The sequence below is a fragment of the Streptomyces sp. NPDC126499 genome (assembly GCF_040302485.1).
GTDB lineage: Bacteria > Actinomycetota > Actinomycetes > Streptomycetales > Streptomycetaceae > Streptomyces.
Window position 1 is genome coordinate 154,772 of sequence record NZ_JBEOUO010000004.1, and the last position, 19,625, is coordinate 174,396.

The 19,625-nt window shown below is 71.6% G+C and carries 14 protein-coding genes and 1 pseudogene; 8 read left to right on the forward strand and 7 right to left on the reverse strand.

Annotated elements, in window-relative coordinates; all coding sequences use genetic code 11:
- Window positions 1-8: 8 nt before the first annotated feature.
- The 6 genes from ABTZ91_RS07415 to ligD form a co-directional block, all read right to left on the reverse strand.
- Entirely contained in the window at window positions 9-1,424 is a 1,416-nt protein-coding gene (locus ABTZ91_RS07415; RefSeq protein ID WP_352076174.1) for an FtsW/RodA/SpoVE family cell cycle protein, read from the reverse strand.
- Window positions 1,425-1,451: 27 nt separating this feature from the next.
- Entirely contained in the window at window positions 1,452-2,945 is a 1,494-nt protein-coding gene (locus ABTZ91_RS07420) for a HAMP domain-containing sensor histidine kinase (protein WP_352076390.1), read from the reverse strand.
- 194 nt (window positions 2,946-3,139) lie between these two features.
- Entirely contained in the window at window positions 3,140-3,913 is a 774-nt protein-coding gene (locus tag ABTZ91_RS07425; RefSeq protein WP_407077913.1) for a hypothetical protein, read from the reverse strand.
- A 290-nt stretch (window positions 3,914-4,203) separates the two neighbouring features.
- Entirely contained in the window at window positions 4,204-6,297 is a 2,094-nt protein-coding gene (locus ABTZ91_RS07430; RefSeq protein WP_352076175.1) for a PBS lyase, read from the reverse strand.
- A 348-nt stretch (window positions 6,298-6,645) separates the two neighbouring features.
- Window positions 6,646-7,770: a DNA ligase gene (locus ABTZ91_RS07435; protein ID WP_352076176.1), complete on the reverse strand. Its 1,125-nt coding sequence runs from the start codon at window positions 7,768-7,770 to the stop codon at window positions 6,646-6,648.
- A complete protein-coding gene (gene ligD, locus ABTZ91_RS07440; RefSeq protein ID WP_352076177.1) occupies window positions 7,767-8,675 on the reverse strand; it encodes a non-homologous end-joining DNA ligase in 909 nt (302 codons plus the stop codon). The genes ABTZ91_RS07435 and ligD overlap by 4 nt, the downstream gene beginning before the upstream one ends.
- 124 nt (window positions 8,676-8,799) lie before the next feature.
- On the opposite strand from ligD, the gene ABTZ91_RS07445 reads away from it, so the two are divergent.
- The 3 genes from ABTZ91_RS07445 (at window position 8,800) to ABTZ91_RS07455 (ending at window position 12,811) form a co-directional block, all read left to right on the forward strand.
- Window positions 8,800-9,867 (forward strand): Ku protein, encoded by a 1,068-nt coding sequence (locus ABTZ91_RS07445; RefSeq protein ID WP_352076178.1) that lies wholly within the window; start codon window positions 8,800-8,802, stop codon window positions 9,865-9,867.
- 240 nt (window positions 9,868-10,107) lie between these two features.
- Window positions 10,108-10,938, forward strand: coding sequence for a 4'-phosphopantetheinyl transferase superfamily protein (locus ABTZ91_RS07450; RefSeq protein WP_352076179.1), 831 nt, complete (start codon window positions 10,108-10,110; stop codon window positions 10,936-10,938).
- A 211-nt stretch (window positions 10,939-11,149) separates the two neighbouring features.
- Window positions 11,150-12,811 (forward strand): M4 family metallopeptidase, encoded by a 1,662-nt coding sequence (locus ABTZ91_RS07455; protein ID WP_407077914.1) that lies wholly within the window; start codon window positions 11,150-11,152, stop codon window positions 12,809-12,811.
- Window positions 12,812-12,946: 135 nt separating this feature from the next.
- Here ABTZ91_RS07455 and ABTZ91_RS07460 read toward each other — a convergent pair whose 3' ends face one another.
- Window positions 12,947-13,960: a DUF5954 family protein gene (locus ABTZ91_RS07460; protein ID WP_352076180.1), complete on the reverse strand. Its 1,014-nt coding sequence runs from the start codon at window positions 13,958-13,960 to the stop codon at window positions 12,947-12,949.
- Window positions 13,961-14,092: 132 nt separating this feature from the next.
- Between ABTZ91_RS07460 and ABTZ91_RS07465 the strand changes: the two genes are divergently transcribed.
- The 5 genes and pseudogenes from ABTZ91_RS07465 to ABTZ91_RS07485 all read left to right on the forward strand — a co-directional run bounded on the left by ABTZ91_RS07465 (window position 14,093) and on the right by ABTZ91_RS07485 (window position 19,228).
- The gene (locus ABTZ91_RS07465; RefSeq protein ID WP_352076181.1) at window positions 14,093-14,593 is read left to right on the forward strand and encodes a YfbM family protein; all 501 of its coding nucleotides are present in this window, start codon (window positions 14,093-14,095) and stop codon (window positions 14,591-14,593) included.
- Between the two features lie 57 nt (window positions 14,594-14,650).
- A pseudogene (locus ABTZ91_RS07470) lies at window positions 14,651-15,733 on the forward strand (SWIM zinc finger domain-containing protein); the annotation flags it as partial.
- Window positions 15,734-16,419: 686 nt separating this feature from the next.
- Window positions 16,420-16,812, forward strand: a complete 393-nt coding sequence (locus tag ABTZ91_RS07475; protein ID WP_352076393.1) for a very short patch repair endonuclease — start codon at window positions 16,420-16,422, stop codon at window positions 16,810-16,812.
- 163 nt (window positions 16,813-16,975) lie between these two features.
- Window positions 16,976-18,319, forward strand: a complete 1,344-nt coding sequence (locus ABTZ91_RS07480; protein WP_352076182.1) for a DNA cytosine methyltransferase — start codon at window positions 16,976-16,978, stop codon at window positions 18,317-18,319.
- Between the two features lie 153 nt (window positions 18,320-18,472).
- On the forward strand, window positions 18,473-19,228 hold the full coding sequence (locus ABTZ91_RS07485; protein ID WP_352076183.1) for a XamI family restriction endonuclease: 756 nt from the start codon (window positions 18,473-18,475) through the stop codon (window positions 19,226-19,228).
- The last annotated feature ends 397 nt before the right edge of the window (window positions 19,229-19,625 follow it).

A 19,625-nucleotide genomic window follows, 5' to 3' on the forward strand; every position in this document is an offset into this window, starting at 1 on the left:
TGCGTACCTCATCTCGCGTCCTCCACTCGTGCGTCCTCCACGATCGGGGCGATCACCCCGGTGTCGGCCGTGTCCGGGCGCGGGGCCCGCGCCGAGTCGGAGACCCGGACGAGCAGCGCCACCATCACCCAGTTGGTGACGACGGAGGAGCCGCCCTGGGCGAGGAACGGCATCGCCATGCCGGTCAGCGGGATCAGCCCCATCACCCCGCCCGCGATCACGAAGACCTGGAGCGCGAGGATCGAGGCGAGGCCGATGGCGAGCAGCCGGCCGAAGGGGTCGCGCAGCGCGAGGCCGGCGCGGTAGCCGCGGGCCACGATCAGCGCGTACAGCAGGAAGAGGGCCGTCAGACCCACCAGGCCCAGCTCCTCGCCCGCCGTGGCGAGGATGAAGTCGGACTTGGCGGCGAAGCCGATGAGGACCGAGTGGCCGAGGCCGAGGCCCGCGCCCAGCATCCCGCCGGCGGCGAACGCGAACAGGGACTGGGCGAGCTGGCCGGGCCCGTCGCCCGCCCGGATCGAGGCGAAGGGGTCGAGCCAGTCCTGCACCCGGCCGTGGACGTGCGGTTCGAGGGAGCCGACGAGGAAGGCCCCGGCGGCCGCGAGGACGAGTCCCACCGCGATCCAGCCGGTGCGGCCGGTCGCCACGTACAGCATGATCACGAACAGGCCGAAGAAGAGCAGTGAGGTGCCGAGGTCCCGCTCCAGGACCAGGACGCCGACGCTCAGCACCCAGATCGCGACGATCGGGCCGAGCACCCGGCCGGTGGGGAACTGCAGCCTCCACACCTTCCGCCCGGTGTGGGCGAGCGCGGTGCGGTTGGCGGCCAGGTACGCGGCGAAGAAGACCGCGAGCAGGATCTTCGCGAACTCGCCCGGCTGGAAGGAAAGACCGCCGATCCGGATCCAGATCTTGGCACCGTTCACCGCCGGGAAGAAGATCGGCAGGATCATCAGGCCGAGCGCGGTGGCCACGGACAGATACGCGTACCGCTGGAGCACCCGGTGGTCGCGCAGCACCACCACCACCACGATGAACAGGCCCACGCCCAGCGTCGACCAGACCAGCTGCGTCGGCGCGGCCCGGTCGCCGGGCGTCTCCAGGTCGAGCCGGTAGATGAGGACCAGGCCGAGCCCGTTGAGCAGGACGGCGATCGGCAGCAGCAGCGGGTCGGCGTACGGGGCGCGCAGCCGGACGGCGAGGTGGGCGAGGAGGGCGAGCAGTCCGAGGCCGGCGCCGTAGCGGGCGGCGTCCTGCGGCACGGCGCCGCTGCGGGCGAGGCCGACCTCGGCGTAGCCGTAGACGGAGATGAGCACGGCGCCGACGAGCAGGGAGAGCTCCACACCGCGGCGCTTCGGGACGAGCACCCCGGGCGGGGGCGCGTCCTGGGCGGGTCTCGCGTCCGTCGGCGGCGCTGCGGTCATGGTCCGCAACGTAGCAAGCAGTAAGCCTTATGTCCCTTTTGTGTGACGGTGCGCCGTGCCGTCGCTGCGTCGGTTCCGTGCGGCCCCGTCGGCCCGCTCGGCCTCGTCGGCCCGCTCGGCCCCGTCGGCCCGCTCGGCCTCGTCGGGCCGCCCGGCCTCGTCGGCTCCGTCGGCGCCGTCGGTCGTGCCGGTGGTGCCGGCGCCGTCGGTGGTGCCGGTGGTGCCGGCGCCGTCGGCGCCGTCGGTGGTGCCGGTGGTGCCGGTGGTGCCGGGGTCGGTGAGCCGTACGTACTCCGGGAGCGTCAGCCGGGCCACGGCACCGCCGCCCTCCTCCGCCGGCGCGTTGGCGAAGACCAGCTCGGCGCCGATCGCCGCCGCCTGGCCCACCGCGATCGTCAGGCCGAGCCCGTGGCCCTTGCCGCCGCCCTCCGTACGGAAACGCTGCGGACCCGCGTCGAGGAGGTAGTCCGGGTAGCCGGCGCCGTGGTCCCGCACCGTCACCACCGGGCCGTCCACGGTCAGCACCACCGGCGCGGCCCCGTGCTTGTGCGCGTTGGCGACGAGGTTGCCGAGCACCCGTTCCAGGCGCCGCTTGTCCGTCTCCACCGTCGCCCCGCGCACCACCCGCACCTCCGTGTCGGTGCCGGAGGCCCGCACCACCCGCTCGGCGAGCGGGCCCAGGTCGTGCACCGCCAGGTCCACCCGCTCGGTGCCCGCGTCGAGCCGGGAGATTTCCAGAAGGTCCTCGGTGAGCGCGCGCATCGCCCTCACCCGGTCCCGCACCAGCTCCGAGGGCCGGCCCTCGGGCAGCAGTTCGGCGGCGGCCGAGAGGCCGGTGAGCGGGGTGCGCAGCTCGTGCGCCACGTCCGCCGTGAACCGCTGCTCGCTCTGCAGCTTGCGCTGGAGCGAGGACGCCATGGTGTCGAGGGCTCCGGAGACCGTGGCCACCTCGTCCTGGTGCCGCGAAGGGTCCCGGGTGCGCGGATCGCCCACGCGCGCGTCCAGGTCGCCCGCGCTGATCCGCCGGGCCACCCGCGCGGTGGCGTGCAGCCGCCGCGTGACCCGGCTGACGGCGAAGGCGCCGACCAGCAGGGTCGCCCCGATGGCGAGCAGGGAGGAGCCGAGGATGGAACGGTCGAGCCCGTCGATGGTCTCGGCGCTCTGCGTGTGGTCGACCCGTACGGCAAGGGCGCGCCCGTCCGCCGGGCCCGCCGCCCACATCGTCGGACGGCCCTCGTGCTCGCTCACCATGGTGCCCCGCTCGCCGCGCACCGCGAGCGCCCGCAGTTCGGCGGGCAGCCCGTCCGGGTCCACGCCGGCGAAGCGGGGGAGCGGCTCGCCCGACTCGTAGAGCCGCACGACCTCGCCGAGCCGGGTCAGCGCCTTCTCGCGCGAGTCCCGGACCGTCTCGCCGGCCACCGAGACGTGGACGAGGGTGCCGAGCAGCGCGGCCAGCGCGCAGCACATGACGGTGATGAAGACCGCGGCCTTCCAGGTGAGGGTCGCGGTCCAGGCGGGCAGCCGGAACCGGCGGGGGCGGGGGCGGGGACGAGCGCGGTCGAGTGTGCTCGCGCGGGGGCTGTTCGGGCGAGGGTCGCTCGGGTCGCGGGAGCCGCCGGGGCGGTGGGACGCGCTCGGACGGGGCCGGTCCGTACGGGTACGGGCGGCACCCGGTCGACGGCGCTTCGGGCGGAGGCCGCTCGGGCGGGGGCGGGTCACGGGCCGGCCTCCGGTGGCACCGGGGCGGGGGCGGTCGTGGCCGAGGGGCTGACGAACTCCGGCGCCGGGACGACCGAGACGCCCGAGCCGGGCGGCTTGACCCGGACGATCTCGTCCCGGGCCGGCAGCATCGAGCCCTGCTGCTCGTCCCAGGACCACGCGGTCCGGTACTCGTAGCCGGGGATGCCCGCCGAGCCGGCCCGGATGATCAGGTCGCGGCCGGCCAGCTCCACGCTGACCACCTGGTCGGCCGTGGACATGATCCGGGTCAGGCCGCCGTGCTCGGCGACGTAGACGCGGACGGCGACCTGCTGCTCGGGCATCCGGATGCCGACGATCAGCTCGTCACGGCCGTTTCCGGTGAGGTCGCGGTAGTACGGGGCGAGGACCGGGCAGCGCGCGCGGTCGGTGCCGCAGCGCTCGATGGCCCGCACCGTCTCCGCGTACAGGGCGTCGGCACCGGAGCGGTCCTCGCGGTGCCCGCGCACCTCGGCCTGGAGCACGGCGACGGGGTCGACGGCGTGGACGTCGTTGTCCGGGACCTCGATGCCGGGAACGCGCTCGGTGTCGGTCTCGCCGTAGTCGAGCGGCGGACTGGTCGCGGGCGGCAGATCGGGCCACAGCCGGACCGGGCCGACGGCGGCGGGGGCGCGGCCGGCGCTCTCCAGTCCGGCCTCCTGCCCACAGCCGGTGAGCACGAGCGCGAGGGCGCACACCGCCAGGGTGGGCAGGGCCGTGGCGGCGAGGGCGTGCACTCCGCGCGATCTCACTCTGCTCCTCGGGCGTGGGGCGGGCTCGGGACGATCGGTCTCCCCGTAGACCTTATTCGCAGGGAAGTCCCTTTTGTCCACTGGGTGGGTCTCCCACCGCACGCCCCCGAGGGAGCCCGGCCCCGAGCGCCACGCAGAGCCGACGCCCTTGCACGAGAACCGAGGCCCCCTATCGCAGGGGCGACGCCCTTACGACAGAACCGAAACGCCTACCGCAGAGCCGACGCCCTTACGGCAGGACCGAGGCCCCTATCGCAGGGCCGACGCCCTTGCGCCAGAACCGAGGCCCTTCACGAAAGGCGCCGCTCCATCTGGTCCAGGGCCGCCCGGCACAGGGTGAGCAGCTTCTCGTCGTCGTGGACGTCGTGGGAGCCCGCGCCGTCCTCACGGGCGTTGTGGCGTCGTCTTCGGGCCAGCTCGGCGCGGATCGCCGGCTCCGCCTCGCCCGCCGCGGGGCCCATCTCCGCCAGGCACTCGGCCACCGCCACCCGGGCGTGCCGGTTCTCCTCCCAGGCCGCGAGCAGCACCGGCAGCACCGCCGCCGCGTCGCCCTCGACCCGCCACAGCGCCGCCGCCGAACGCACCCGCACCCACAGGTCACGCGACGCGAGGCCCGCCCCCAGCGCGGGAGCCGCCCCGGCCGCCGCCGGGCCGATCGCGCCCAGGGCGCGGGCCGCCGCGCACCACTCGGCGCCCGTCGCGCCCGGCCGCAGCCACCGCCCCAGCGCGGCGAGGGCCTCGTCGAGCGAACCGTCCAGCGACCACACCGCCCGCGCCGCCATCGACGAGACCGCCGCCGACTCGGAGGCGAGCAGCCGCCGCGCGTCCGGCAGCGCCTCCTCCCGGGCCACCGGGCCGAACATCGCCAGCGTCCGCAGACACGCCTCCCGCACCCAGTCCCGACGGTTCGGCGGCGCCCCCCGCAGCACCCGCAGCACCTCCGGCAGTGCCTGCGCGCCCCGGACCGACGCCAGCGCGAACAGCAGCGGCGCCGCCCGGTCGTACAGCAGGTCGTCCAGCTCCACCTCGCCCAGCCGGCGCCGCAGCACCGGGGCGAGCGGCAGCGCGGCCGGGCCGAGCGCGTCCACCGCGTACAGCAGCTCCCGCCGCACCTCCCGCTCCTCCAGGGCCCGCGCGAGCAGCGGGATCGCCCGGGCGTCACCGGCACGGGCGAGGGCGAGCAGCGCCCCGCCGCGGCCGGCCCGCGCACCGGGACCGGGCAGCCCGAGCGGCCCCGCCGGCGCGGCGGCCAGGCGCGCCGCCAGGGCGTCCGAGGCCGGTCCCGCCAGCTCGAAGAGCCGCTCCAGGAAGGACGTGGCGGCCTCGCGGAGCCGCGGCTCCGGGTCGCTCAGCTGCTCCCCGACGAGCCGCACCACCTCCTCGTACCGTCCGCGCCACACCCTGATCAGCCCGCCGCACAGCCAGATCGCGTCCGAGCGCTGTCCCCAGTCGGGGCTGCGCAGCTGGGCCAGGATGAGCGCGATGCGGTCGTCGACCCGGTCGTCGAGGGCGGTGTGGAGCGTACGGAGCAGCTCCTCCGTCCACGGCGTGGGGCGGCCCGCCGAGTGCTCCTCCAGGAGCTCGCGGACCTGGCCGATCAGGGTCGGGCTGGCCGTCCGCGGGGTCTCGGCGGGGCGGTCGGGCGGCGCCGAGCGCACCTCGTCGAGCAGGACGGTGACCCGCTCCACCACGTCCGCGGGGATCCGGGCCGGCGCGCACCGGGCGAGCTGGGCGAGGGCCGCGAGCCGCAGCCCGGGCGCCTGCGCGGCCCGCGACAGCCAGCCCAGCCAGTCCACGGTCTCGGCGCGCAGCGACTCGTGCCGCAGCGCGATCCGGCCCACCGCGGCGACCAGCGCGAGCCGCACCTCCGTGTCCCGCTCGACGGTGAGCCGCTCGCGCAGCAGGTCGAGCACCCGGGCCGGGTCGGAGTGCAGGGCGGCCAGCGCGCACGGCGCCGCGAGCCGCACCTCGGGGTCGGGGTCGTCGATGAGCCCGAAGAACACGTCGGCGCCGGCCGCGACCGCCGCGGCGGCCATCGCGTAGTTCGCCGCCGGTATGAACTCCTCGTCGTCCGGGTCGAGTTCGTCCAGCTCCTCCTCGTCGCTGAGGTCGAAGCCGCCGATGCTGGTGAGCAACTCGACGATGCCGCCACGGTCCTGGACGGTGGGGTCGGCGACGAGTTCGAGGAGGAAGGGGATGCAGGCCAGCGTGGAGTCGTACACGTCGCCCTGGTGGTGGACGGCCCCGTACATGCCGTCCAGGGCGTTCTCCCGCTCGGCCGGATCGTCGGAGGCGAGCCCGCGCAACAGCTCCGGCACGTCGTCCGCGGGGCCGTACGCATGCCCCAACGAGGCCCAGTCGACCTCCTCGATCCCCGTCAGCATGCCAGGCCGCCTTCCCCGTGAGCCCTGTACCAGGCAGCAAGTGTGCACCAACGCACGGACAACAAGGACCCGCCTGCGGGACGCGGTGCCGCAAGCCCCGCGCGGCCGCTCGCTTTGCGCCACGCACGGGTCCGCACACCGCCCCGCGCGGCCCCCGACGGGCCCCGGACCGGCCGTTCCGACGGCGTCGCCACGCGCCCCGGCGTGATCGTGACCGCAGCTCGGCGCCGCTCGACCGGCACTGTTGCGCACCGGCGCGCACAACGGGGCGCCCGGCGCGGGCGCCCGGGGAGTTTGTCCGGAACGGAGCGTCGGGGAGGGGGAGTCGATATCCGGCCGCCGAGGTCGTTACCGGCCGGGACGGGCGGGGGCGGGCCTGGGTGGGGTCTCCGGCGGCGGGTCCTGCGGTGGCGGGTCCCCCTGTGGCGGGTCCAGGTCCGGGGCCGCCTCCGGTGCCGTGTCCTGCGGCGGTGGTTCCTGCGGTGGTGGTTCCTGCGGTGCCGTGTCCTGTGGCGGTGGGTCCGGGCCTTCCTCCGGTGCCGCGTCCTCCGGTGGCGGGTCCGTCTCCCGTACGCGTACGAAGCGGGCGGTGTCCTGGCGGCCCGCGATCAGCCGCAGTTCCACGGCCAGTTGGCGGTCGAGCGGCCGGACCGGCCCGTGCTCCGGGTCGTTCACCGGCCTCGCGAGGAGACCCTCCGTCAGCTCGGCCACCTCGCGCGCCTGAGGGCCCGTCAGGCGCGGAGTGGTCCGCAGCCGCCGCCCGTCGGGCAGGCGCGCCAGCACGGCGTGCGGACGGTCCGGCGGCCCGAATACCCCTTCCAGCACGGCGTCTTGGGTGTCCGAGTGCCGGATCTTCCGCCAGGACCAGGTGTGGCCGGGGCGGTAGGTCGAGTTCCATGCCTTGGCCACGACGCCCTCGACGCCCGCCTCCCGCAGCGCGCCGAACCAGTCCCGGGCGGTCTCCTCGTCGTCCGTGGCCAGCACCCGCTGGAGCGGCGGCCCGGTGCCGGCGAGGGCCGCGCCGAGCAGCTCCCACCGCTCCCGCAGCGGCCGGCCCCGCAGGTCGTGGCCGGGCAGGGCGAGCAGGTCGAAGGCGATGTACGAGACGGGGACGCCGGCCCGCTCGCGCTCCCGGTGCGTGCGGAGCAGATCGGTGAAGCTCACCCGCCCCTCGCGGTACGCGCACAGCTCACCGTCCAGGACGATCCCGGCCGGCAGCCGCTCGCCCAGGTAGGCGGCGATGCCGGGGAACTCGCGCGCCAGATCGCGCCGGTTCCTGGACTGGAGGAAGACCTGGCCGTCCTCGAGGACGAAGGCGAGGGCGCGGAAGCCGTCGAGCTTGAGGGAGTACTGGAGCCCGCCGGGGACGCTGCCCTGCCGGGGGAGGTCGTCCGCCGCCTTCGGGCGCATCACCTCGACCGGCGGCCGGAGCACGACTCCCGCCCCGGCGTCGGGGCCGCGGGCGGGGCTCATGGCGTGGCTCCGGGGGGCGCCGCGGGCAGGGGTGCCGCCGCGGCGGGATCGAAGAGCGGGGCGAGCAGGTCGCCGTAGTCCTCCAGGCGGGGGGCGACGTCGTTCATGAGCAGCACCAGCGTCTCGGGGCTCGTGCAGCTCTCGACCTCCTCCCAGGTGACCGGCGCGGAGACGGCCGGGAGCCGGCGGGCCCGCAGGGTGTAGGGGGTGGCCGTGGTCTTGGCGGCGGCGTTCTGGCTGTGGTCGACGAAGACCTTCCCGGGCCGCAGGTGCTTGGCCATCCGGTGCACCACGAGCCTCGGCAGCTCCGCCTCCGCGTCCACCGCGAGCCGGCGGGCGTAGGCGGAGACCTGCTCGGAGGGCGTCGGCTCCAGGGGGACGAGGAGGTGCAGCCCCTTGGAGCCGGAGGTCTTCGCGTACGCCGTGAGGCCGTCGGCGGCGAGCCGTTCCCGCAGGTGGAGGGCGACCCGGCAGCATTCGACGATCGTCGCGGGCGGCCCCGGGTCGAGGTCGAGGACCAGCCGGTCGGCGACGGCGGGGGAGGCGGCCCGCCACTGGTGGGTGTGGAACTCCACGACCAGGTTCGCCGCCCACATCAGGGACGCCAGGTCCTGGATCACCACCTGACGGGCACCGGGGTCCTCGGAGCGGGGCATGGGGGCGGTGTTCACCCAGGCGGGTGTGCCGGGCGGAGGGTTCTTGGTGAAGAAGACCTGGCCGTCCGGGCCGTCCGGATAGCGCAGGAAGGAGACCGGGCGGTCGTGCAGATGCGGCAGGATCACGGCCTCGACGGTGGCGTAGTAGTGCAGCAGCTCGCCCTTGGTGGTGCCGGAGGCCGGGTGGATGACCTTGTCCAGGTTGCTGAGCGCCAGGCGCCGCCCCGCCACCTCTGTGATGGGCGTCATACGATGAGAATCCCACGAATTCGACCTATTCGTTATGAAAGGCACGAAAGCCGCATAAGCCGCACAAGCTGTAGAAGCTGGTAGAAGCTACGCGCGCTGGAGAAGGCGTGAAAGGGGATGAACCGTGCGATCCATCTGGAACGGGGCCATATCTTTCGGGCTCGTCAGCATCCCGATCAAGCTGGTCAACGCCACGGAGAGCCGGTCGGTCTCCTTCCGCCAGATCCACGCCGAGGACGGCGGCCGCATCCGCTACAAGAAGGTCTGCGAGCTGGACGGCGCCGAGGTCACCCAGGCGGAGATCGGCAAGGCGTACGAGGACGCCGACGGGACCATGATCCCGATCACCGACGAGGACCTGGCCGCCCTGCCCCTGCCCACGGCGAAGACGATCGAGATCGTGGCCTTCGTGCCGGCCTCGGAGATCGACCCGCTCCAGATGGACGCCGCGTACTACCTCTCCGCCAACGGAGTGCCGGCCGCCAAGCCGTACACCTTGCTGCGCGAGGCCCTGAAGCGCAGCGACAAGGTGGCGGTCGCGAAGTACGCGCTGCGGGGGCGGGAGCGGCTCGGCATGCTGCGGGTCGTGGACGACGTGATCGCCATGCACGGACTGCTCTGGCCGGACGAGATCCGCGCCCCGGAGGGTGTGGCGCCCGAGACGCCTGTGACGGTGCGGGAGGCCGAACTCGACCTGGCCGACGCGCTGATGAGCACGCTCGGCGAGGTCGACATCAGCACGCTCCACGACGACTACCGGGAGGCCGTCGAGGAGATGATCGCCGCCAAGGCGGAGGGCGGCGCGGGCCTCGCGCCCGCCGAGCCGGAGACGCGCGGCGGCGGCCAGGTGATCGATCTGATGGCGGCCCTGGAGAGCAGCGTGCGCGCGGCGAAGGAGGCCCGCGGCGAACCGGCCGAGGTGACCGAGCTGAGACCGCGGAAGAAGGCGGCCTCGCGGACGTCGGAGCCCAAGGAGACGGGCGCCAAGAAGTCGACGGCGAAGACGGCTTCCCAGAAGGCCGCCGCGGCACCGGCCCGGAAGTCGACGGCGAAGACGGCCAAGACGGCGTCGAAGACCACGGAGAAGGCGCCCGCCAAGTCCACGGCGAAGTCCACGGCCAAGTCCACGGCGAAGGCGGCGGCGAAGAAGCAGCCGGCGAAGAAGGCGACGCCGCGCAAGCGCTCGGCCTGACCTGACAGGAACCGGGGACGGGGGACAGGGACCAGGGGCAGGGGGCAGCCGGCCGGCGGACAGGGCTACGGGGGTACGGGGTCACTGAGTCACGCGGTTACGGGCTACGGAGTTACGGGGTTACCGAGCCACGGGGTTACCGAGTCACCGAGTCACCGGGTTCCGGGGGCGCGGGGTTACGGCGTCATGGCGGCACGGGTACGGTCGACGCTGCTGCCGCACCCTGGAGGACACCGAACCATGCAGGCCGAGGTCTGGCTCCTGGAACTCGACGAGACACCCGGAGCCGCGTTCCCCGCCGGGCTCGACACGACCGTCCTGGACGCGCGGGAACGCGAACGCGCCGCCGCCTTCGTACGGCCGGCCGACCGCACCCTGTACACGGCGGCGCACATCGCGCTGCGCACCGTGCTCGGCGGCCTCCTCGGCGAACGCCCCGGGGACCTGGCCTTCACCCGCGAGCCGTGCCCGTGCTGCGGCCTGGCGCACGGCCGCCCCGCCCTCGCCGTACCCGGCGGCGACCTCTCCGTACCGCCGCCGCTGCACTTCTCCCTCTCGCACACCCGCGGCATGGTCCTGATCGCCACGGCTCCCGTCCCGGTCGGCGCGGACGTCGAGCTGCGGCCCGCGCCGGAGACCGTGGCCGACGTGCTGTCCGTCCTCCACCCCCGGGAGCGGGCCGACGTCGAGGCCGAGGAGGAACCGGGGCGGCGGGCCGCCGCGTTCGGCCGGATCTGGGCGCGCAAGGAGGCGTACCTCAAGGGCCTCGGCACGGGGCTCGGCCGCGCCGCGCACCTGGACGACCTGGGGGGTGACGGGGACGTCGGTGACGGCGGCGAGGGCGGTCACGGCCGCCATCCGGAGGGGTGGACGGTGTACGACCTGCCCTGCGGCCCGGCCCATCACGCCGCCGTGGCCCTGCGCTCCCCGCGCGCGACGACCCGGCCGCCGGCCCTGCACCACCTCTCGCCCGAGGCACTCGGCGACGGCGCGGTGCGGGGCGGCGCGGTGCCGGGCGGTGCGGTGCCGGGCGTTGCGGTCCCGGGCGGCGCGGCGCCCAGCCGGGCGTAACCCAGGGGCACCCTCCCCCCGCCCCTACCCGACCCCTGTACGACCCTCAGGGCGGTCAGCTCCCCGTATAACGGACGGAGTTGGCCGCCCTTCGGACAACTGATGGTCAAATCCTTGTTGCATACCTGTCAATCAGGGCTGCTCGCTGGCACGCTCACTCCCGCACCACCCCCCACACAGATCCCCCACGCGTAACAGCGAAGGAGCCCGCGTGACCCGCCAGCAGTCCTCGCACCGTCGTACCACCGCCCGAGCCGCCGCCCTGCTCGCATCGGCCGCCATGGTCGTCGTCGGAGCCCAGACCGGATCCGCCAACGCCGATGCCCAGGCGACCCAGGGTGCCCAGGTGACCCAGGGCGCCCAGGGCGCCCAGGCCCAGCGGGAGGCCGGTGCGACCGCGCTCGTGCTGACCGGCACCCAGCGCGCCGCCGCCATTCAGGAGGCCCAGTCCGGCGCGGCCGCCACCGCCAGGGCCATCGGCCTGTCCGGCCAGGAGAAGCTGGTCGTCCGGGACGTCGTCAAGGACGCGGACGGCACCGTCCACACCCGGTACGAGCGCACCTTCGAGGGCCTGCCGGTCCTCGGCGGCGACCTCGTCGTGCACCAGAAGAAGAACGGCGCCCGCTCCACCACCAAGGCGACCGGCGCCCGTATATCCGTGCCGAGCACGACGCCCGCCGTCTCCGCCGCCGCGGCGCGGACCGCGGCCCTGTCCTCCGCCGAGGTCGACGGGGAGAAGCCCACCACCTCCCGCAAGGTGGTCTGGGCGGCCACGGGCAAGCCGACCCTCGCGTGGGAGACGGTCGTCACCGGCCTCCAGCACGACGGCACCCCGAGCGAGCTGCACGTCATCACCGACGCGACCACCGGCAAGGAGCTCTACTCCTACGAGGCCATCGAGACCGGCGTCGGCAACACCCAGTACAGCGGCCAGGTCACGCTCGGCACCGCCCCCTCGTACAGCCTGACCGACACCGCCCGCGGCGGCCACAAGACGTACGACCTCAAGGGCGCCACCAGCGGCACCGGCACCCTCTTCACCAACTCCACCGACGTCTGGGGCAACGGCCTCCCCACCAACCGCGAGACCGCCGCCGCCGACGCCCACTACGGCGCGGCCGTCACCTGGGACTTCTACAAGAACGAGCTCGGCCGCAACGGCATCCGCGGTGACGGCGTCGCCGCCTACTCGCGCGTCCACTACGGCAACGCGTACGTCAACGCCTTCTGGTCCGACCAGTGCTTCTGCATGACGTACGGCGACGGCGCGAACAACGCCAGGCCGCTGACCTCCCTCGACGTGGCGGGCCACGAGATGACCCACGGCCTGACCTCCGCCACCGCCGGCCTGCGCTACAGCCGCGAGTCGGGCGGCCTGAACGAGGCCACCTCCGACATCCTCGGCACCTCCGTCGAGTTCTACGCGGCCAACAGCTCCGACGCCGGCGACTACCTCATCGGCGAGAAGATCGACATCCGCGGGAACGGCACCCCGCTCCGTTACATGGACAAGCCCAGCAAGGACGGCAACTCCGCCGACTACTGGTCCAGCAGCCTCGGCCGCCTCGACGTCCACTACTCCTCGGGCCCGGCCAACCACTTCTTCTACCTGCTGTCCGAGGGCAGCGGCACGAAGACCATCAACGGCGTCGTCCACAGCTCCCCGACCTACGACGGCTCGACGCTCGCCGGCATCGGCCGCCAGAAGGCCTACAAGATCTGGTTCAAGGCCCTGACCACCTACATGACCTCCTCCACCACCTACGCCGGCGCCCGCACCGCCACCCTCTCGGCGGCGACGGACCTCTACGGCGCGGGCAGCGCGGAGTACAACGCGGTGAACGCGACCTGGGCCGCGGTCAACGTCAAGTAGACGCAAGAGGGAGGGGGAGGGGCGGCGGCCCCTCCCCCTCCCCTACCTCCCACGGCCCCACTCGCCAGACAGTCAACTCCCGCGGTGCACAGTCCAGTCCAAGCCGTGCGCCCGTGAGGCACGTATCCGCCGAGCTCAACGCCCGTGGTGCACGGTCCCGTCGAGGTCCATGGTCGGATGCATCTTGATCGGCCCGTACTCGTCGACGTCGGAGGGACGCGGCATCTCCGGCCCGTCCGGCCCGAACCGGACCAGGCGCTCCACCCGGCAGATCCGGAAGAGCCGGCTGCCCACCCGGGCCTCGTCGGCCCGCCCGGCGGCCCGGAACTCCTCCCCGGCCAGCCGAAAGCGCTCGGCCTTGTCCTCCGGGTACTTGTAGATCCGGGCCCAGATGTCCGTCATCCCGGAGTAGAGCAGCCGCCGCGCCTCGTGCGGAGTCGGCTGCAGCCCGCCCCTCGGCTGCCACCCGGCCCCGTTCCGCTCGGCGACGCCGAACGTGACGGGCAGCAGGGCGATGTCGGGGTGGGTCTCGACGGCCCGGAGCGAATCGTTCCGTACGCGGGCGGGATAGCGGTCGCCGGTGTACGCGAAGGTACGCAGCCCCAGCTTCAGCGCCTCCTGGGTGAGGCCGTCCGTCCGCTCGGGGGTCAGCACGAACCCGAGGTCGGGCGAGGGCGGCCCGTTCCGGTCGTCCCACGAGGGCTCGGCCGGATCGGGGTCGGTCGGACGCGGCGGCTCGAGCCCGTCGTCCCCGCTCCGCGCGAACTCGTCGGCGCGCACGATCCGGTAGCGCTCGCCGACGGCCTCGACCTCGTTCACGGGCTCCTTCTCCAGGATCGCGACGGCCGCGAGCAGGTCCCGCCGCACCTCCGGATCATCGGTGTCGTCCTTGGCCCGGAACCACAGCAGCGAGTTCAGACTGTCCCGCGCCTCCTGCGGCATCCCGGCCCCGATCTCCCGGACGACCTCCCACCCCTGCCCCCGCTCCCGCTCGACCGCCACCCCGAACAGCGGCCCGCGCAGGGCGAGTCGGGGATACCGCAGCGAGGCCTCGACCCCGCTGGCCTCCTTGACCCACTCCACGGGATCGTCGCGCCCGACCATCTCCCGATGCGCCCGCTCGAGCCGTCGCTTCCAGTCATCAGCCATGCACGCATTGTGTCGACACCCGGCGCCCCCGCGCGAGGGAATCGGCCCAACTTCCCCGGTTGTTGGGATCGCGGTCCGGCGCATCCGACCGACCCGGGCGCCGCTGTCAGTGGCGGTACCTAGCATCCGGCCATGAGCATGATCGGTGAGTACTTCCGCGTGACGGCCGCAGAGCTGGCGCGCGCCATCGAGGACCCGGACGGGGCCCTCGACCGCATCGAGGAGACCGTGGACGCCGAAGAGGAGTCCGAGCCGTCACCGTCCGAGGCCCGTCACTTCTCCACGCACAAGGCGTGGCACCTCCTGGACTTCCTGCTGCGGCGTTCCGGCTTCCCGGTCGACGTCATCCACGGCGAGGAGCCGCTGGGCGAGGCCGACGACTGGGGCTACGGCCCACCGCGCCACCTCCCCACCCACCGCGTCCGCCTCGCCGCCGACACCCTCGGCACCCTGACGTACGACCGACTCCTCGACGGAGTGGACCCGGCGGAGCTCGTGGCCGCGGAGATCTACCCCCTGGGCTGGGAGGACCGGGACGCACTGGAATGGGGCCGGGACTACTTCGCCGGCCTGACCGAGTACCTTACGGCGGCGGCCCGGGACGGGGACGCGGTCATCGTGTGGCTGGACTGACGACGGTCCGGGCCATGTGGGCGACGCCTGAGTGGAAGAGGACGGTGGAGGAGGACCGTGGACGGTCTTACCGAGGCGAGGCTGAGAGCGCTGGCCGGGGAGCGTTCGTTCGAGCGCGGGCTCGCCTACGTCGACGCGGTGTCGGGGATCGAGGTCGGCGACGGCTGGATCAGGGCGTCGGTGCGCGGCACGGAGCGGTACGAGGTGGAGCTGCTCCTTCGCGGGCGCAGGAAGCCGGCGGGTACGTGCGACTGCCCGTACGGCCAGGAGGGCAACTTCTGCAAGCATCTGGTCGCGCTCGGGCTGACCGTGATCGCCCAGGAGGCCGGCATGTCCCGGCGGCGTGCGTCGGCCCGGGACCGGGCGCGGAACCTCGATGCCTGGCTGGCGGACCTCTCGCGGGAGGACCTGCTCGCCCTCGTACGCCAGGAGATGGCCGAGGACCGGCGGTTGCGGCGCCGTCTGGAACTGCGGGCGGCGAGCGCGGGCGGAGATGTGACCGGTGTCCGGGCCCGCGTCCGTGAGCTGCTCGACATCGGCCCGTTCGCCCGGTACGGCTACGTCGAGTACGCCGACGCCCGTGCGTACGCCGACCAGGCCGGGCAGGCGGTGGCAGCGATCAGGGCACTGACCGCCTCGGGGCGGGCAGGCGACGCGATGACCCTGGCCGGGGAGGCGATCGACCTGCTGGGCAGGGTGGCCGGGAAGGTCGAGGACTCCGACGGACGGCTCGGAGGGATCGGCGGCGACCTCGCCGACGCTCACCACGAGGCCTGTCGCGCGGCCGGCCCCGATGTGGAGGAACTGGCGCACTGGCTCGTGACCCACGCCGTCGACGAGGCGGCCGACCTGACCGACATCGACCCGCTCCGCTACGCGGAGGTGCTGGGGGAGCGGGGTATGGCCGCCCTGCGCCGGTACGCGGCGGACGCGTGGCAGGCCCACCGCACCGGCTGGGCCGAGAAGCACCTGATGCGACGCCTCGCGAAGCCGGCTCACGCCGAACGGCCAGACCCACCTGCTCCGCGCCCGTGATCCGGAGGCCGCGGGCCGTACGGCACCAAAGCCTGGGACCGGGCCGAGCGCGCCATCCGCGAGACCAGGTACCTCACCCCATCGACACCCCTGATCGACGGTCTCGCGGCGCCGTCACCCTGCACGGGGCCCTACCTATGGACCAGCGGTTGCGCGCGCCCCGCGCCGTCGGCCGCCGGCCGACCGAGCCGAGCACGCCCCGGACCTCCTCCACGCCAGAGCTCAATCGCCTATGAGCCGGCCCGGCGGACCACCCAACCCGGAGACCCCGTGCGCGTCCGCCCCTGACCATTTCAAGCCCCCACGGCACCGTGCCTAAGGGCCTGTCGATTGTCGTTCCCACGTGGGGCGTTGCCCTCCAGATGCCGTCCATGCCTCACACACGGACCCCGGCATACGTTCGCCCCAGGCGACATACACCCCGCACAAACAACAGGACCCCGTGATCAGCGTTTCCGCTGACCAAGGGGGTCTTTCGGCACTTCCTGCGAAGTGCCCTGGCAGGCCTCGAACCTGCGCACACGGCTCCGGAGGCCGCCTGCCTTCTAGGCAAGGATGCAGGTCAGAGGCATGCATGCATCTGGAAAGTCAGCCCGCGTCCACAAATGGTCCGCGATTGCGTGCCGGCTCGGTGGCCTGTTGCTGACATAGGCCTGGCCAGATGCTGAGGGAGACCGACGGAGGAAGGCGCCAGCCTCTGCGATTGCAGGGCTTCCCCTGCAAGATCTTAGACTGTCCGCATGAGTCGCCCCTACAAGTCATGGGCATCCAGCGACGATGTTCGGGTCAGGATGCAGCGTACCCCTCGACGCGACACACGCCCTGAACTGGCTCTTCGACGCGCTGTGCATGCGCGAGGTCTGCGGTACCGCGTGAGCATCCGCCCCCTGCCCTCGCTGCGCCGGACAGCCGACTTGGTATTTACGCGGGCGAAGGTCGCTGTTTTTCTTGACGGATGCTTTTGGCACGGTTGTCCTCAGCATTATTACGCTTCCGGCACCAATAGCGACTATTGGACGCTCAAGATAAACAAGAATAGAGAGCGAGACGCCGACACCGATCGCCGGCTCATAGAGGCTGGGTGGGTAGTCGTCCGCGTCTGGGGGCACGAGGATCCGCTCTCTGCGGCCGACCGTGTAGTTGAGTCTGTGGCCCAACGCGCTCGAAGCGCGAACGATCCGTAGCACGTACGACTCGCAGACGGCACGTCTCTGACGAGACGTTAGGACACGGTTGAGTAACGGCGCTGGTCGATGAGCCGTCTGCCCTGGAGGACGCGGGCTACCTCAGGTGACGCCTTGGCTGGCCTGACGTGAGCATCGGTGCCCCGTCGCTCGGATCTCACCTATGGCATCACCTGGACGCTCAGCCCCGGTAGCATCTCAAGTTGTCCAGTGCGGCCGCAACTCCAGACTGCGCCGCTCGGTTCGAACCACCCAAAGTCAGCGAGGGACCTTGAGTACACCGAACAGCGAAAGGAAGCCCACACTTATTTCCCTCTTCTCGGGGGCAGGTGGGCTCGACCTTGGCCTGGAGCGGGCTGGGTTCCACACCGTAAGCGCGACCGATGTAGACGCGAACTGTATGAAGACTCTGCGGAAGGTGCAGGAGTCAAACGTTCCCGTGCGCGGCCAAGAGGGGCGATTCCACCTCGCTGGCGCGAAACTGTTGCATGCTCCCGCCGAGGAGCTAAAGCCTGCAGACCTTAGGCCAGATGGGGCAACTAGTAGGTGGCGACCTGACGTCCTGGCTGGCGGCCCGCCGTGTCAGCCATTTAGTTCGGCCGGCCGCCAAAGGGGCATTGAGGACCCTCGAGGCAAACTCTTCTTGGAGTTCGTAAGCCTTGCCGAGCAGTTGAAGCCGCGTTTGATCCTCTTTGAGAATGTCCGAGGCCTAGTCACGGCAAAGGATCCAAATGGTGAGCCGGGGGGAGTCCTGCGGCTTATCCGTTCATCCTTTGAAGAAATTGGTTACGCGACCCGTTTCAAGCTGCTCAACGCCGCCGACTTCGGTGCTGCCCAGCGCCGCATCAGGCTGTTCATGATCGCAGCTTTGGATCGCAGTCTTCCTGGATTTCCGGAGCCCACGCATGGAAGGCTCGCCGGTGACACTTTGATTGATGAGGTGAAGCCGTGGGTGACGCTCGGCGAGTTCCTTTCTGGGCAGCCGGCGCCTATGCCTGAGGAAATCGTCTATCCGACTGGTTCCTTGGTGCAAGAATTGAAGGACCTCACGCCCGGCACCGGTGTTAAGTCGGTCGGGATTGTTGAAGCTAACCGACCTAGCGGCCATTGGGGATACAGGCAAGATCGCTTTCTCGCTGATTTGAGCCTCCCTGCGCGTACGATTCGGGCTGCAACAACGCCGGACTGGATCCGACTTGAAGATGGTACTTTGCGCCGACTGACGTGGCGTGAATGCGCGGCTCTCCAAGGGTTTCCGCGGGGGTGGGAGTTCCAAGGCACGGTGGCGAGTAAGTTCCGGCAAATTGGTAACGCTGTTCAGGCTGACGTCGCCGAGAAAATCGGACTGATGCTCATGCAGTCGGTTAGTTCAAATAGGAAAGTAACGCCGAAGTCGGCGCCTTGGCCTCAAGAGTTCCATAAGTGGATGGCTTACACCGCCATGGAGCATCAGACGAATGGCGAACACAGGGCTGCTGCACGGAAACAACGAGAAATGGCAGGTTAGTGGGGGATGGTTCAGACGTGGAAGTTTCCACAAAACTGGTCTACGTCGGAACTAGTGGAGGGGCGGGCGCGGTCTGAACAGCTGTTTCGGCAGGAGCGAAAGGAAGAGGGTCCTCGGGCTTTCCAGGAGGTATACCGGGAAGTAGAACCCAGGGTGCGCGAAGCCCTGGAGCTGACCGATAACCTGCTCAACCTAGATGGCCAGGCCTTCCTGTTTGACCCGACTTTGTGGCGCATTCTTCGCTATGTGTGTGCTCCGCCCGTGAGCGAGGAAGACCTTTGGACGCTGGTGGGGCAGAAATTCAGAACGGTTCCTGCAGGCCTTAGCGACGACACAGCCGAGGTAATTCGTGAGGTGCTGGACCCTGTCCGTTTCTCATGGGTTGCCGAGAACAGGCCGCCGAACGAAACTGAACGCGAATCTGCGGTTATGGCGACGACCGCGCTGCTAGCCCTGGAACTCTTGCGGACGCGCCGGCGCGGTACGGCCAGTAAGCGTCAAGAGGCCGAGGTCGCCGAGGCTCTAGAAGGCATCGGGTACATCTTGGACGCCCAGAGAGGCGACATCGACGTGCTGGATGTCCTGGAGCGAGGTCACTTCTCGAAAGAGAGAAAAGTGGCGGGGGCGAAATGCGACGTTCCCATTCGCCTCAAGGATGGACGCTTGCTGGCTATCGAATGCAAGGTTTCCAACGGTCCGAAGAATTCGTGGAAGCGACTAATTCGTGAGTGCGGCGGAAAGTCCGAGACGTGGCGTCAGCATTTCGGAACTCAGGTCATGACCGTTGCTGTGCTGGCCGGTTCGTTCGATCTTTCGTGCCTGGAAAGAGCGCAGAACATGGATGGTCTGTGGGTGTTCTGGCAGCATGACCTTAAGGCTTTGACTGATTTCGTACAAACGATATCCTAGCCGCACATATGAGGTGAGGCTGGCGGAGCGGCTTTGGGCTGGAGCTGCTTTGGCGCGAGTGATCAGGGCCCATTACGCTAGCCAGCGAATCGGGCAGGCTTGTGGACCTGCCCGTTAGTGCCCGATTTTGGGCCCTGATCTTCGAGGCTCGCGCCAAAGTGGCTGCCTAAAGCCGTGGAGCCGGCCGCCCCAGCCACGACGGTGTTCTGACCTCGGCTGGGCCGTCTCACCTTTACCCCGGCCTGGTCTTCGCCCCTTGTGGGCGCGGACGGGCGCCGGCGCGCGGCCCCGGTGACGAAGGCAGGGAGGGGCGGCGCGCCGGCGACCGTCCGGCGCCGCCGCGCTGTGCGCGGCACCTCCGATCTGTGATCGGACTGCTTGCAGTTCAGGAAGCCGG

Coding starts and splice junctions, on each gene's coding strand:
- ABTZ91_RS07415 (WP_352076174.1), bottom strand. CDS start 1,424: ATGACCGCAGCGCCGCCGACGGACGCGAGACCCGCCCAGGACGCGCCC.
- ABTZ91_RS07430 (WP_352076175.1), bottom strand. CDS start 6,297: ATGCTGACGGGGATCGAGGAGGTCGACTGGGCCTCGTTGGGGCATGCG.
- ABTZ91_RS07435 (WP_352076176.1), bottom strand. CDS start 7,770: ATGAGCCCCGCCCGCGGCCCCGACGCCGGGGCGGGAGTCGTGCTCCGG.
- ligD (WP_352076177.1), bottom strand. CDS start 8,675: ATGACGCCCATCACAGAGGTGGCGGGGCGGCGCCTGGCGCTCAGCAAC.
- ABTZ91_RS07450 (WP_352076179.1), top strand. CDS start 10,108: ATGCAGGCCGAGGTCTGGCTCCTGGAACTCGACGAGACACCCGGAGCC.
- ABTZ91_RS07460 (WP_352076180.1), bottom strand. CDS start 13,960: ATGGCTGATGACTGGAAGCGACGGCTCGAGCGGGCGCATCGGGAGATG.
- ABTZ91_RS07465 (WP_352076181.1), top strand. CDS start 14,093: ATGAGCATGATCGGTGAGTACTTCCGCGTGACGGCCGCAGAGCTGGCG.
- ABTZ91_RS07475 (WP_352076393.1), top strand. CDS start 16,420: ATGCAGCGTACCCCTCGACGCGACACACGCCCTGAACTGGCTCTTCGA.
- ABTZ91_RS07480 (WP_352076182.1), top strand. CDS start 16,976: ATGGCATCACCTGGACGCTCAGCCCCGGTAGCATCTCAAGTTGTCCAG.